Source organism: Mizugakiibacter sp., assembly GCF_039680435.1.
Classification (GTDB): Bacteria; Pseudomonadota; Gammaproteobacteria; order Xanthomonadales; family Rhodanobacteraceae; genus Mizugakiibacter.
Genome location: NZ_JBDKSX010000029.1, coordinates 12,840 through 26,436, shown reverse-complemented (window position 1 = coordinate 26,436; position 13,597 = coordinate 12,840). Strand labels below are relative to the sequence as shown.

Below are 13,597 nucleotides of genomic sequence, written 5' to 3'. Positions count from 1 at the left end.
CTCCGCGTGCGCGTGACGTGCGCGGATGGTCCTGTTTGGAGTCCGCGATGCTCAGACTGGTTTCGCTGATGGCCCTGATCCCCGAGCGCACCCACGGACGCGGCCGCGCCGCGCCCAGCGTCGCGCCGCAGCAGCAGCGCCGCTTCCTCGAGATCGCGCGCCTCGGCGCGGACGAGGCGCTGGCGCGGCTGGACAGCCGCAGTGCCGGCCTCGATGCCGCCGAAGCCGAGGCGCGCCTCGAACAGTACGGCCCCAACGTCGTCGGCAACGACCGCAAGGATTCGATCCTGCGCGAGCTGTTCGTGCGCGCGGCCACGCCGCTGAACGTGCTGCTGCTGACGCTGGCGGTGGTGACGTTCTCCATCGACGACAAGGTCGCCGCCGGCATCATGGCCGGCATGGTGGCGATGTCGGTGGTGCTGTCCTACGTGCAGGAGCGCCGTTCCGACAAGGCCGTCGAGGCGCTGCGCCACATGGTCAGCAACACCGCCACCGTGCGCCGCCGCGGCGAGGGCGACGCCGCCGGCCGCGTCGAGCTGCCGATCGAGGACCTGGTGCCCGGCGACGTGATCCTGCTGGCGGCCGGCGACATGCTGCCCGCCGACGTGCGCCTGCTCGCCGCCAAGGACCTGTTCGTCAACCAGGCCAGCCTGACCGGCGAGTCGATGCCGGTGGAGAAGTTCGCCGGTGCGGACGCCGACGCCGCCGCGCCGCTGGAGGCGCGCAACCTCTGCTTCATGGGCTCCAACGTGGTCAGCGGCAGCGCGCTGGCGATGGTCGCCGCCACCGGCCGCGAGACCTGCTTCGGCGCGCTCGCCGGCGCGCTGACCGCGCCGCGCCAGGCCACCAGCTTCGACATCGGCGTGCGCCGCTTCGCCATGCTGATGCTGCGCTTCATGGCGGTGATGGTGCCGCTGGTGTTCCTGATCAACGGCTGGGCCAGGCACGATTGGCTGGAGGCGTTCCTGTTCGCGATCGCGGTGTCGGTCGGCCTGGCGCCGGAGATGCTGCCGATGATCGTGACCATCAACCTCGCCAAGGGCGCGATGGCGATGGCGCGCAAGGACGTGATCGTCAAGCGCCTGCCGGCGATCCAGGACTTCGGCGCGATCGACGTGCTGTGTACCGACAAGACCGGCACGCTGACCCAGGACAAGGTGATCCTGGAACGCCACGTCGGCGCCGACGGCGAGGACAACGCGCGCGTTCTCGAGCTGGCCTTTCTCAACAGCCACTACCAGACCGGCCTGCGCAACCTGCTCGACGTGGCGGTGCTCGAGCGCGTCGAGCCGGAGGATTCCGCGCGGCTGGCCGCCGATTTCGCGCTGGTCGACGAGGTGCCGTTCGACTTCGAGCGCCGCCGCATGTCGGTGGTGGTGCGCGACCACGAGGGCCGCCACCTGCTGGTCAGCAAGGGCGCGGTCGCCGAGATGCTGGGCATCTCGGTGAACGTCGACGTGGACGGCAAGGTCGAGGCGCTGACGGAAGCGCGCATGGACGAGGTGCGCCGTGTCGCGCGCGAGTTGAACGAGGACGGCTTCCGCGTGATCGCGGTCGGCATCCGCGAACTGGCTCCGACCCGCGAGGCCTACGGCCGCGACGACGAGCGCGACCTGACCCTGGTCGGCTTCATGGCCTTCCTCGACCCGCCCAAGGACAGCGCGGCGGAGGCGATCGAGGCGCTGCAAGCCCACGGCATCGCGGTGAAGATCCTCACCGGCGACAACAGCATCGTCGCGCGCAACGTCTGCCGCCAGGTCGGCCTCGACGCGACCCGCGTCGCCACCGGGCCGCAGATCGACCGCATGGACGATGCCGAGATGGCCGAGGCCGCGCGCGAGGTGCAACTGTTCGCGCGCCTCAATCCGCAGCAGAAGGTGCGCGTGATCGAGGCGCTGCGCGCGCAGGGCCACGTGGTCGGCTTCATGGGCGACGGCATCAACGACGGCCCGGCGCTGCGCGCGGCCGACGTCGGCATCTCGGTCGACACCGCGGTCGACATCGCCAAGGCCTCGGCCGACATCATCCTGCTGGAGAAGAGCCTGATCGTGCTGGAGGAGGGCGTGCAGGAGGGCCGCAAGGTCTTCGGCAACATCATCAAGTACATCAAGATGACCGCCAGCTCCAACTTCGGCAACATGTTCAGCGTGCTCGGCGCCAGCGCGCTGCTGCCGTTCCTGCCGATGGCGCCGGTGCAGATCCTGCTCAACAACCTGATGTACGACTTCTCGCAGACCGCGGTCGCCACCGACGAGGTCGACGAGGAGTACATCGCCCGGCCGCGCAGTTGGGACATGCGCGAGATCGCGCGCTTCGTGCTGTGCATCGGCCCGATCAGCTCGATCTTCGACTACGCCACGTTCGGCCTGATGTGGTACGTGTTCAAGGCCGACGGCGTCGCGCACGCGGCGCTGTTCCAGACCGGCTGGTTCGTCGAGTCGCTGCTGTCGCAGACGCTGATCGTGCACGTGATCCGCACCGGCCGCATCCCGTTCGTGCAGAGCATGGCCAGCCTGCCGCTGCGCGTGGCGACGGTGACGATCTGCGGCATCGGCGTGCTGCTGCCGTTCTCGGCGGCGGCGTCGTGGTTCGGCTTCGCGCCGCTGCCGGGCGGCTACTGGCCGTACCTCGGCGCGATCCTGCTTGTCTACATGGGCCTGACCCAGCTCGCGAAGGGCTGGCTGATCCGCCGCTTCGGGCTGGCCTGAGCGGCAGGCGCACACCGCGGCAGCATCGAACCGCTAAGCTGCGGGCATGGGCGCCGCCATCGTCTGGTTCCGCCGCGACCTGCGGCTGGAGGACAACCCCGCGCTGAGCGCGGCCGCGGCGGCGCATGCGCGCGTGCTGCCGCTGTACGTGCATGCGCCGGACGAGGAGGCGCCATGGGCGCCGGGTGCGGCCAGCCGTTGGTGGCTGCACCACAGTCTCGCCGCGCTGGAGGCCACATTGCGCGCGCGCGGCGGCGTCCTGCACCTGCGCGGCGGGCCGTCGGCCGAGACGCTGCTGGCGGTCGCGGCCGCGACGAACGCCGAAGCGGTGTACTGGAACCGCCTGTACGAGCCGACGGTGCGCGCCCGTGACGCCGAAGTCGAGTCGACGCTTCGCGCAGCAGGCATCGCCACACATGCCCACAACGGCGCGCTGTTGTTCGAGCCGTGGGAGATCGCAACCGGCAAGGGCGGGCCGTATCGCGTGTTCACGCCGTTCTGGCGCAGCGCGCGGGCACGCCTGCGGCCGGCTGCGCCGCTGCCGGCACCGCAGCCGCAGCGCTGGGAGACTCTCGCCGACGGCTTGCCGCTGGATGCGCTCGGCCTGCTGCCGAGGCCCGGCTGGGACGTCGGACTGCGCGCGGCCTGGCGGCCGGGCGAGGCCGGCGCGCGCGAGGCGCTGGATGTGTTCTGCGAAGACGCCCTGTCCGGCTACGCGGCGCAGCGCGACAGCCCCGACCGCCGCGGCACTTCGCGGATGTCGCCGCACCTGCACTTCGGCGAGATTTCGCCGCGGCAGGTCGTGCGGGCGCTGGACGACTGCGCGTGCCGCCATGGCCGCGCGCGGCTCGGCGACGCCGTCGAGGCGTATTTGCGCGAGCTCGGCTGGCGCGAGTTCGCGCATCACCTGCTGTACCACTTCCCGTACACGACCGAGGCGAATCTCGACGCGAGCTTCGACGCGTTTCCGTGGGCCGAGCCCGACGGCGAAACGCTGGCTCGCTGGCAGCGCGGCCGCACCGGCGTGCCGATCGTCGATGCCGGCATGCGCGAGCTGTGGACGACCGGCTGGATGCACAACCGCGTGCGCATGATCGTGGCGAGCTTCCTCACCAAGAACCTGCGCCTGCACTGGCGCCACGGCGCGCGCTGGTTCTGGGACACGCTGGTCGACGCCGATCTCGCCAACAACACGCAAGGCTGGCAGTGGAATGCCGGTACCGGCGCCGATGCCGCGCCATACTTTCGCATCTTCAATCCGGTGGCACAGGCGCAGAGGTTCGATCCCGAAGCTGCCTACGTGCGCCGCTGGCTGCCCGAACTGGCGGACGCGCCCGATGCGTTGCTGCAGGAACCGTGGCGCGATCCCGCGCTGCTGGCGCGCAGCGGCTATCCGCCGCCGATGGTCGACTTGAAGGCCTCGCGCGCAGCGGCGCTGGCCGCGTGGCAACGCATGCGCGGCCGCTGAGCCGCATCAGGACGGCGGCACGATCCGCGGCTCCGGGCTGCGCCGCAGCAGCCATGCCAGCAGCGGCGGCGTGAGCATCGCCGTCAGCAGCGACATCGCCACGATCACCGCATAGACCTGGTTGGTGAACACGCCGGCGGAGAGGCCGAGGCTGGCGATCACCACGCCGACCTCGCCGCGCGGCACCATGCCCATGCCGACGATGGTCGCGGCACGCGGTCCCAGTCCCAGCGCGCCGAGGAAACCGCCGACCAGCTTGGAGACGATGGCGATGCCGGTGACCACCGTCAGCATGAGCAGCGCCTCGCGGCTGCCGAGCAGGGCGAGATCGACCTTGGTGCCGGTGATCACGAAGAAGAACGGCGTCATCAGCGCCAGCAGCGGCTGCGTCTGGTGCTCCAGCGTCTCGCGCTGGCGGCTCTCGGAGGCGATCATGCCGGCGAGGAACGCGCCGATGATCGCGGCCAGGCCGAACTCGGTGGAGAGGAAGGCAAGGCCGAGGCAGAGCGCCAGCACCACGGTCAGCGGCGACAGCGGATGGATCGGCCGGTCCAGCCAGGCGGAGCCGCGCCGCATCATGCGCGTGCCCACCCAGCCGATCACCGCGACGAAGCCGACCGCCTCACCCAGCACCACCAGCAGGTTGCCGACGTGCAGTTCGCCGCCGGCCTGCAGCGACACCACCACGCCCAGCAGCAGCATGGCGAGGATGTCGTCGATCACGGCGGCGCCGAGGATCACCCGGCTCTCGATGCGGCGCAGCGCGCCGAGTTCCTGCAGCACGCGCGCGGTGATGCCGGCCGAGGTGGCGACGAACGCGGCGGCGACGAACATCGACTTGTTCCAGGGGAAGCCGGCGCCGTGCGCCCACAGCGTGCCCATCGCGAACGGCACGACCACGCCGAGCACGCCGACCATGAAGGCGCTGCGGCCGACGCGCTTGAGGTCGTCGAGCCGCGTCTCCAGGCCGACCGCGAACAGCAGCAGCACCACGCCGATCTCGGACAGCACCTCCAGCGGCTCGTTCGGCGCGATCCAGCCCAGCGCGGACGGGCCGATCGCGCAGCCGGCGGCGATCTCGCCGACCACGCCGGGCAGGCGCAGGCGCTGGGCGATCTCGGCGCCGATCTGGGCGGCGACGAAGATCACGAACAGGCTGAGCAGGATTTCGCTGGCGTGCTGCATGCGGTGCCGTCTCCCTGGTCGCGGCCGTTGCGTTTTCGGCCTGTTGTCCGGATGCTACACGAGCGTGCGGGCCGCCGTTGGCCCGCCGCGCATTCGCGGGGGCGGCGATGTTCGAGGAGCTGCAGGGCGCGCACGAGTCGATGTCCAAGGTGGACACCACGTGGCTGCGCATGGAGACGCCGACCAATCTGATGATGATCTGCGGCGTGATGATCTTTGCCGACGCGCTCGACGTCGCCCGCTTCAAGCGCATGCTCGCGGAGCGTTTCCTCGCCTACCGGCGTTTCGCCCAGCGCGCCACGATCACCGCCACCGGTGCCTACTGGGAGAACGACCCCGACTTCGACCTCGACTGGCACGTGCGCGTCGCCGCGCTGCCGGGCGCGGCCGGCAAGCCGGAGCTGGAACGCTTCGTCAGCGAGCTGGCTTCGATGCCGCTCGACCACTCCAAGCCCGCGTGGCAGTTCCATGTGGTCGAGAACTATCGGGGCGGCAGCGCGCTGGTGGCGCGCATGCACCACTGCTACGCCGACGGCCTGGCGCTGGTGCAGGTGCTGCTGTCGCTGACCGACACCGCGCCCGGCCCCGCGCAGCACGCCGAACTGGCGCGCACGTGGCTGAAACACGACGGCGGCGGCGTGTTCCAGCGCCTGCTCGAGCCGGCGCAGGCCGGCCTGCGCCGGGCGGTCGAGGTCGGCGGCAAGGCCTGGGACAAGCTTGCGGAGATGCTGCTCGACCCCGCGCAGGCGGCCGGTCTGGTCATCGAGGGTTCCGAGATCGCCCGCGAACTCGGCTCGGTGCTGGCCCTGGCGGACGATCCGCCGACCGCGCTGAGGGGGCCGCTCGGCGTGGTCAAGCGCGTGGCGTGGGCCGAGCCGTTGGCGCTGGAGGAGGTGAAGACGCTCGGGCGCGCGCTCGGCTGCACCGTCAACGACGTGCTGATGGCCTGCGCCGCCGGCGCGCTGCGCGCCTACATGCACGACGCCGGCGATGCGGTCGACGGCCTCACCGTGCGCGCGACCGTGCCGGTCAACCTGCGGCCGCTCGAGCACGCCAAGCGGCTCGGCAACCACTTCGGCCTGGTGTTCCTCGATCTGCCGGTCGGCGAACCCAATCCGCTGCGCCGCCTCGAACGCGTCGCCGCGAACATGCGCCAATTGAAGAACTCGCGGCAGGCGGTCATGACGTTCGGCCTGCTTGCCGCGCTCGGCATGGCGCCGGCGGCGCTGCTGCGTCCGGCGCTGGAGCTGTTCAGCCGCAAGGCGTCGGTGGTGGCGACCAACGTGCCGGGACCGCAGCAGCCGCTGTTCCTGGCCGGCAGCCGGATGCGCGAACTGATGTTCTGGGTGCCGCAGTCCGGCTCGGTCGGCGTCGGCCTGTCGATCCTCAGCTACGACGGCCACGTGCACTTCGGCCTGATCGCCGACGCCAAGCGCATCGCCGACCCCGATGCGATCGTGCAGCGCTTCGGCGCCGAGTTCGAGAAGCTGGTGATGATCGCGCTGATGGAAGAGTGGGGTGGCGACATCACCGCGGACGCCGCCGCCGCGACCCTCGCCCGCTACGGCGTCGATGCCGCGGGGCTGGGCGCGTCGAGGCGCAGCAGGCGGAACACCGCCGCCGCGGCCAGGGTCAGCAGCGCCACGGCCAGCACCGCGCGGCGGAAGGCGAAGACGTAAGCCTCCGGCGTCTGGCCGTGCAGGAACACGGCCATCAGCAGCGTCGCCAGCGCGATGCCGAAGCTCATCGCCAGGTACTGCACGGTCGAGCCCATCGACGCGGCCATCGCCGCGTGCTCGGGCGGCAGGTCGACGAAGGTCAGTGTGTTCATTGCCGTGTACTGCAGCGACATCACCAGGCCGTAGACGAACACCTGGGCGGCGATCATCCAGGCCGGCGTCTGCGCCGAGGGCAGCGCGAACAGCGCCAGCAGCAGCGCCACCACCACCGTGTTGGCGGCGAGCAGGCGGCGGTAGCCGTAGCGGCCGAGCAGGCGGTGGATCAGCGGCTTGACCAGCATCGCGCCCAGCGCCTGCGGCACCATCATCAGGCCGGCGGCGATCGGCGACCAGCCGCAGCCCATCTGCAGGAACAGCACCAGCAGCAGGAACATGCCGGACACGCCCAGCCGCGTGCACAGGCCGCCGGCCAGCGACACCGCCACGCTGCGGGTGCGCAGCAGGCCGAGGTCGATCACCGGCCGCGCCACGCGGCCGCTGTGGCGCACGTACAGCGCGCCCAGCGCGACGGCACCGGCGGCGAGCGCGACAATCATGGGCCAGGTCGTGTCGCGCGCGTCGGCCCGCTCGGCGACCGCCAGCAGCAGCGACGCGGCCAGCGCGAACAGCACGAAGCCGACCGGGTCGAACGCGCCGGCGTCGGCGCGGCGGAACTCCGGCATCTCGCGCCGGTTCAGCCACAGTCCGAACAGGCCGGCCGGCACGTTGACCAGGAAGATCCAGCGCCAGCTCGCCAGCTGCGAGAGCGCGCCGCCGAGGAGCGGCCCGAGCACCGAGCCGAGCAGGCCGAACGTCGCCACCGTGCTCATCGCCGCGACGAAATCGCGGTGGCCGTAGCTGCGCACCAGCACGAAGCGGCCGACCGGCAGCAGCAGCGCGCCGCCGAGGCCCTGCACCACGCGCGCGGCGACCAGTTGCGGCAGGCTCTGCGCCAGCCCGCACAGCAGCGAGCCGAGCGTGAACACCGCGATCGCCGCGGCGAAGATGCGGCGCGTGCCGAAGCGGTCGGTCAGCCACGGGCTGGCGGGGATGCACACGGCGAGCGTCAGCACGTAGCTGGTCAGCGCGGTCTTGATCGACAGCGGCGGCACCGCCAGCGCCTCGGCGATGCTCGGCACCGCGGTGTTGACGATGGTGGAGTCCAGCGTCTGCATGAAGAACGCGGCGGAGATCAGCCACAGCAGCCCGCTGACGCGCGTCGGCGCGGCGCCGCCCGTCGCGGCGGGAGCGGCGTCGGCGATCGGAGCGGCGTGCGGGACGTCGGCGCGCAGGATCATGCGCGGCGTATTGTAGCCGCGGGCGGCTGCGCCGGCCGGGCGCGGGCGCGCGCCGTGCGCGGCCCGTTCAGAAGCGGTGCACGATACCGATCTGGAAGCCGCCCGGCAGCCAGCTCAGGATCACCGGATGGCCGGTGTGCGCGGACCAGATGCCGAAGCCGGTGCCGAGCGCCCAGCCGGCCAGCACGTCGCTCTGCCAGTGGCCGTGCACCTTGACCCGCGCGATGCTGTCGTACAGCGGCAGCAGCTCCAGCGCGTATACGGCCGGATGCTCGGCGCCGTAGCGGACCACGAACGGCGTCACCGCGCCTGCCACCAGGGTCACCTCGCCGCTGGGGAAGCTCTGGTGGCCGCTGCCCTTGAACCACCGGTTCGGATCGTCGGTTTCGGAAGGGCGTTCGCGGCCGAACATCCACTTCATCGCCTGCGCGGCGACCGCCGAGAAGGCGGTGGCGTCGACCGCGCGCCAGAAGGTGTCGCCGCTGTCGCTCTGGTCGCCCAGCAGCAGCGCGCCGCCGATCACGGTCAGCACGGTCGCGTACTCGACGTCCTTCTGCGTGCTGCGCTTCCAGATGCCGCTGTTGTCGTAGGCGACGCGGTGGTCGATGCCGAACGGGCCGCCCGCGGCGGCGAGGCCGGGCGCGAGCAGGCCGGCGAGAAGCGGAGCGATGAGCAGGACGCGGCGCATGCGCGGCCTCCGGCGAGCGACGGGCGGGGCATTCCTCCGCCCGTGCCAGCGTGGGCCGCGCGTCTTTCGCGGGGCTTTCGCCGCCTGCCGCGCGCGGATTCAGGCCAGTTGTTCGCGCGCGTAGGCGGCGTCGAGCGCTTCCATCGCGTCGTGCGGCTTGAGCTTGGCGGCCTTGGCGTAGGCTTCCGCGGCCTCGTCCTCGCGCTTGTCGCCATGCAGCAGCAGCAGGCCGTTGCCGTATTCGATCCAGGCGATTGGCGAGTGCGGGGTCAGCTTCAGCGCTTCCTTCAGGTGCTTCTCGGCGGCGGCGGCGTTGGCGCCGTAGGTCAGCTTGGCCAGCATGCCGCCGACCTTGGCGACGATCTCGGCGTGGTACAGCCCCATCGCGGTGTGCGCCTCGGCGTGCTTCGGCGCCAGCTCCAGCGCGGCTTCCAGCGAAGCGCGCACCTTGCCGGCGATGCCCTGCGCCAGCGCCTTGGCGATCGACAGCGTCTGGCTGAGCCGGCCCAGCGCGAAGGCGTGGCGGTAGTGGCTGTTGGCCTCGCCGGGCAGCGCCGCGATCGCCTCGGCCGCCAGCGCGGCCAGCGCCTCGAAGCGCGCGATCTTCTCCTTCTCGGCTTCGACGAGATAGGTGGCGTGGATGCCGCCGGCCTTGACCGCGACCGACGCGCCCGGCGCCTTCAGCGCGACGCCGCGTTCGTAGGCGTCCTGGAAATCGCCGCGGTGAAAGGCGCGCCAGGCGTCCTGCAGCGCCTCGGCCAGCGTGTCGGCGTCCTTGCCCAGTTTCGGGTTGGCGCTGAGCAGCGCGCCGATGTGCTTCGCGTCGGGGAACGGCTCCTGGTCGCCCGCGTGCAGCGTCTTCCAGGCTTTCGCCAGGGCGTCGCCGCGATAGTCGTAGGCGGCGTCGGGATACGGAAATGCGGTCCAGCCTTTCTTCGCCATGGCGCTCCTCCCGTGCGTGCGCCCAAGCATCCTGCACCCGCGCGGCGCGGCGCAACAAGCCGGTAAACTGCGCGTATCCGGCCACGACCCATGCCCGCGATGAGCCACGCCAAGGTGCCCCCCGAGATCGCCCAGCGCGCCGCACGCCTGCGCGCGCAGATCGAGGACGCCAACTACCGCTATTACGTCCTCGACAACCCGACCCTCGCCGACCCCGAGTACGACCGCCTGCTGCGCGAGCTGCAGGCGCTGGAGGCCGGGTATCCCGCGCTGGTCACGCCCGACTCGCCCACGCAGCGCGTCGGCGTGCGCCCGTCCGCGCAATTCGCCGAGGTGCGCCACGCCATCCCGATGCTGTCGTTGAACAACGCCTTCAGCGACGAGGAGGCCGCCGACTTCGTGCGCCGCATCGAAACCACGCTCGGTATCGAACGGCCGGAGTTCTCGGTCGAGCCCAAGCTGGATGGTCTCGCGATCAGCCTGCGCTACGAGGACGGCGCGTTCGTGCAGGGCGCGACGCGCGGCGACGGCAGCGTCGGCGAGGACGTGACCCCGAACCTGCGCACGGTCAAGGCGATCCCGCTGCGCTTGCGCGGCGAGGGCTGGCCGCGCGTGCTGGAAGTGCGCGGCGAGGTGTACATGCCGAAGGCCGCGTTCGAGGCGTACAACGCGGCGGCGCTGAAGCGCGGCGACAAGACCCTGGCCAATCCGCGCAACGGCGCCGCCGGATCGCTGCGCCAGCTCGATCCGCGCGTCACCGCCTCGCGGCCGCTGGCGTTCTTCGCCTACGCGATCGGCGCGGTCGAGGGCGGGCATCTGCCGCGCACGCACTCGGCGACGCTGGCGCAGTTGCGCGCGTGGGGCTTTCCGGTCAGCCCGCTGGTCGAGCACGCGCGCGGGCTGGAGGGCCTGCTCGACTACTACCGGCGCATCGGCGCGCGGCGCGACGCGCTGCCGTACGACATCGACGGCGTGGTCTACAAGCTCGACCGCTACGACTGGCAGCAGGAGATGGGCTTCGTCTCGCGCGCGCCGCGCTGGGCGCTGGCGCACAAGTATCCGGCGCAGGAGCAGATGACCACGGTCGAGGCGATCGACGTGCAGGTCGGCCGCACCGGCGCGGTCACGCCGGTGGCGCGCCTGAAGGCGGTGCAGGTGGCCGGCGTGACCGTCACCAACGCCACCCTGCACAACGCCGACCAGGTCGCGCGCCTCGACGTGCGCGTCGGCGACACGGTGATCGTGCGCCGCGCCGGCGACGTGATCCCCGAGGTCGCGCGCGTGGTGCCGGAGCGCCGTCCGCACGGCACGCATCCATGGCGCATGCCGGCGCACTGCCCGGTGTGCGGTTCGGCGCTGGTGCGCGAGGAAGGCGAGGCGGCCTGGCGCTGCAGCGGCGGCCTGTTCTGCCCGGCGCAGCGCAAGGAGGCGATCCACCACTTCGCCTCGCGCCGCGCGATGGACATCGAAGGCCTGGGCGGACGCTACATCGAGGATCTGTGCGACCTCGGCTACGTGAATACCGTCGCCGACCTGTATCGGCTGGCAGTCGAGGACTTCACCGGGATGAAGCGCCGCGCCGACGAGCGCGACGGCACCGTGCCGGAGACGGTCAAGCAGGGCAAGGTCGCCACCAAGTGGGCGGAGAACCTGGTCGAGGCGATCGAGCGCAGCAAGCGCACCACGCTGGAGCGCTTCCTGTTCGCACTCGGCATCCGCGACGTCGGCGAGGCCACCGCGAAGACGCTGGCGCGCCATTTCGGCGCGCTGGACGCGATCGCGCAGGCGGACGAAGCGGCGCTGCTGGAAGTGGCGGACGTCGGTCCGGTGGTGGCCTCGCGCATCGTCGCGTTCTTCCGCGAACGCCACAACCTCGACGTGATCGCCAAGCTGCGCGCCGCCGGCGTCGCCTGGAAGGAAGGCCCGCCGCAGCGCAGCGCCGACGGCCCGCTCGCCGGCCAGACCGTCGTGCTCACCGGCACGCTGTCGTCGCTGAGCCGCGACGAGGCCAAGGCCAAGCTGGAAGCGCTCGGCGCCAAGGTCGCCGGCAGCGTGTCGAAGAAAACCGGCTTCGTCGTCGCCGGCGAAGCCGCCGGCTCCAAGCTCGACAAGGCGCGCGAGCTGGGCGTCGAGATCTGGGACGAAGCGCGCCTGCTGGAGCTGCTGGAGCATCACGGTGGTTGAACGTCCGGACCTGCTCGGCGCGCTGCGATTGCGCGCGCGCCTGTACGCCCGGATCCGCGCGTTCTTCGCCGAGCGCGGCATGCTCGAGGTGGAGACGCCGATGCTGTCGGCGGCGGGCAACACCGAGCCCAACATCGAGAGCTTCAGCACATCGTTCGACGGCCACGTCGACGGCGGCGCGCGCGAGCGCTGGCTGCGCACCTCGCCGGAATATCCGCTGAAGCGGCTGCTGGCGCTGGGCGTCGGCGACTGCTACGAGCTGGGCCGCGTGTTCCGCAACGGCGAGGCCGGGCGCAGCCACAATCCCGAGTTCGCCATGCTGGAGTGGTACCGCGTCGGTTGGGACCATCGCCGGCTCGCCGAGGAAACCGTGGCGCTGGTGCAGGCGGCGCTGGCGCTGGCCGGACGCGACGCGCGCGTCGAGACGCTGAGCTACCGCGCGCTGTTCAAGCGCGAACTGGGCATCGACCCGCACCGCGCGCCGCTCGAGGCGCTGCGCGCGCCGCTGGCCGACTTCGCCATCGACCCCCACGGACTCGGCCGCGACGACTGGCTGGACCTGCTGATCACGCACCGGTTGCAGCCGGCATTTCCGCCCGGCCGCATCACCGTGGTCCACGACTATCCGGCGACGCAGTGCGCGCTGGCGAAGGTCCGCCGCGACGATCCGCCGGTGGCCGAGCGCTTCGAGCTTTACCTCGGTCGCCATGAGCTGGCCAACGGCTACCACGAGCTGAACGACGCTGCCGAGCAGCGCGCGCGCTTCGAGCGCGACCTCGCCACGCGCCGCGCACGCGGCCGCCGCGAACCGCCGATCGACGAGCGCCTGCTCGCCGCGCTGGACGGCATGCCGGCATGCGCCGGCGTCGCGCTGGGTATCGAGCGCCTGCTGATGGGCATGGCCGGCACCGACGCCATCGCCGACGTGCTGGCGTTCCCGTTCGCCGAGGCCTGACGCGCTCAGCTGAGCGGCGTGCGGTCGCCCTCGTCGTCGTAGGGGTAGCGCTTGTGACCGTAGCGCACCAGCAGCACCGCCGCGCCGAGCAGCAACACGGCGCCGGCTTCGGAGAGCACGGCCAGCGGCGAGGCGGCGGTGGTATCGAGCGTGAGGTGCCGCGCCATCGCCACGATCGCGATGTACAGCGGCATGCGCACGGGCAGGCGACCCACGCGCCAGTACACCCCGCTCATCGTCAGCAGTTCGAGGTAGATGAACAGCAACAGCAGGTCGGTGACGGCGACCCGGCCGTTGCGCCAGGTCGCTTCGATCTCCTGGCCGGCGGCGACAATGGTTGCCCCCAGCACGATCAGCAGCCCCAGCCGCTCGACCACGACGATCAGCCGATTGCCCGTTGCCTTGAGGATAGACTCGAAGCGGGTGGCCATGGACGCGTCCTCGCGGCGGT

General features: G+C 71.6%; 10 protein-coding genes. 5 read left to right on the top strand and 5 right to left on the bottom strand.

What is annotated here, in order from left to right:
• Positions 1-47 precede the first annotated feature (47 nt).
• The gene (mgtA, locus tag ABFC67_RS03310) at positions 48-2,708 is read left to right on the top strand and encodes a magnesium-translocating P-type ATPase (protein ID WP_346736619.1); all 2,661 of its coding nucleotides are present in this window, start codon (positions 48-50) and stop codon (positions 2,706-2,708) included.
• Positions 2,709-2,754: 46 nt separating this feature from the next.
• The gene (locus tag ABFC67_RS03305; protein ID WP_346736618.1) at positions 2,755-4,176 is read left to right on the top strand and encodes a deoxyribodipyrimidine photo-lyase; all 1,422 of its coding nucleotides are present in this window, start codon (positions 2,755-2,757) and stop codon (positions 4,174-4,176) included.
• 6 nt (positions 4,177-4,182) lie between these two features.
• On the opposite strand, the gene ABFC67_RS03300 is transcribed toward ABFC67_RS03305, so the two are convergent.
• Entirely contained in the window at positions 4,183-5,361 is a 1,179-nt protein-coding gene (locus tag ABFC67_RS03300) for a cation:proton antiporter (RefSeq protein WP_346736617.1), read from the bottom strand.
• A 107-nt stretch (positions 5,362-5,468) separates the two neighbouring features.
• On the opposite strand from ABFC67_RS03300, the gene ABFC67_RS03295 reads away from it, so the two are divergent.
• On the top strand, positions 5,469-7,040 hold the full coding sequence (locus ABFC67_RS03295) for a wax ester/triacylglycerol synthase family O-acyltransferase (protein ID WP_346736616.1): 1,572 nt from the start codon (positions 5,469-5,471) through the stop codon (positions 7,038-7,040).
• Here ABFC67_RS03295 and ABFC67_RS03290 read toward each other — a convergent pair.
• From ABFC67_RS03290 to ABFC67_RS03280, 3 genes are all read right to left on the bottom strand, one after another.
• Complete coding sequence (locus tag ABFC67_RS03290; protein ID WP_346736615.1) at positions 6,923-8,377, bottom strand: DHA2 family efflux MFS transporter permease subunit; 1,455 nt, start codon at positions 8,375-8,377, stop codon at positions 6,923-6,925. The genes ABFC67_RS03295 and ABFC67_RS03290 overlap by 118 nt on opposite strands.
• 67 nt (positions 8,378-8,444) lie before the next feature.
• Positions 8,445-9,065 carry a phosphatase PAP2 family protein gene (locus tag ABFC67_RS03285; RefSeq protein WP_346736614.1) on the bottom strand — a complete coding sequence of 207 codons (621 nt, stop codon included), beginning with the start codon at positions 9,063-9,065 and terminating at the stop codon, positions 8,445-8,447.
• A 99-nt stretch (positions 9,066-9,164) separates the two neighbouring features.
• Positions 9,165-10,007, bottom strand: a complete 843-nt coding sequence (locus ABFC67_RS03280) for a hypothetical protein (protein ID WP_346736613.1) — start codon at positions 10,005-10,007, stop codon at positions 9,165-9,167.
• 99 nt (positions 10,008-10,106) lie between these two features.
• Between ABFC67_RS03280 and ligA the strand changes: the two genes are divergently transcribed.
• Positions 10,107-12,191, top strand: coding sequence for an NAD-dependent DNA ligase LigA (gene ligA, locus ABFC67_RS03275; RefSeq protein WP_346736612.1), 2,085 nt, complete (start codon positions 10,107-10,109; stop codon positions 12,189-12,191).
• Entirely contained in the window at positions 12,184-13,146 is a 963-nt protein-coding gene (epmA, locus tag ABFC67_RS03270; protein ID WP_346736611.1) for an EF-P lysine aminoacylase EpmA, read from the top strand. The genes ligA and epmA overlap by 8 nt, the downstream gene beginning before the upstream one ends.
• Positions 13,147-13,151: 5 nt before the next feature.
• On the opposite strand, the gene ABFC67_RS03265 is transcribed toward epmA, so the two are convergent.
• Positions 13,152-13,577: a phosphate-starvation-inducible PsiE family protein gene (locus ABFC67_RS03265; RefSeq protein WP_346736610.1), complete on the bottom strand. Its 426-nt coding sequence runs from the start codon at positions 13,575-13,577 to the stop codon at positions 13,152-13,154.
• Positions 13,578-13,597: the final 20 nt, after the last annotated feature.

Bases quoted from the DNA above. Each gene is read 5' to 3' on its own strand.
- ABFC67_RS03300 (WP_346736617.1), bottom strand. From the start codon at position 5,361: ATGCAGCACGCCAGCGAAATCCTGCTCAGCCTGTTCGTGATCTTCGTC.
- ABFC67_RS03265 (WP_346736610.1), bottom strand. From the start codon at position 13,577: ATGGCCACCCGCTTCGAGTCTATCCTCAAGGCAACGGGCAATCGGCTG.
- ABFC67_RS03280 (WP_346736613.1), bottom strand. From the start codon at position 10,007: ATGGCGAAGAAAGGCTGGACCGCATTTCCGTATCCCGACGCCGCCTAC.
- ABFC67_RS03290 (WP_346736615.1), bottom strand. From the start codon at position 8,377: ATGATCCTGCGCGCCGACGTCCCGCACGCCGCTCCGATCGCCGACGCC.
- ABFC67_RS03285 (WP_346736614.1), bottom strand. From the start codon at position 9,065: ATGCGCCGCGTCCTGCTCATCGCTCCGCTTCTCGCCGGCCTGCTCGCG.
- ligA (WP_346736612.1), top strand. From the start codon at position 10,107: ATGAGCCACGCCAAGGTGCCCCCCGAGATCGCCCAGCGCGCCGCACGC.
- ABFC67_RS03305 (WP_346736618.1), top strand. From the start codon at position 2,755: ATGGGCGCCGCCATCGTCTGGTTCCGCCGCGACCTGCGGCTGGAGGAC.
- ABFC67_RS03295 (WP_346736616.1), top strand. From the start codon at position 5,469: ATGTTCGAGGAGCTGCAGGGCGCGCACGAGTCGATGTCCAAGGTGGAC.
- mgtA (WP_346736619.1), top strand. From the start codon at position 48: ATGCTCAGACTGGTTTCGCTGATGGCCCTGATCCCCGAGCGCACCCAC.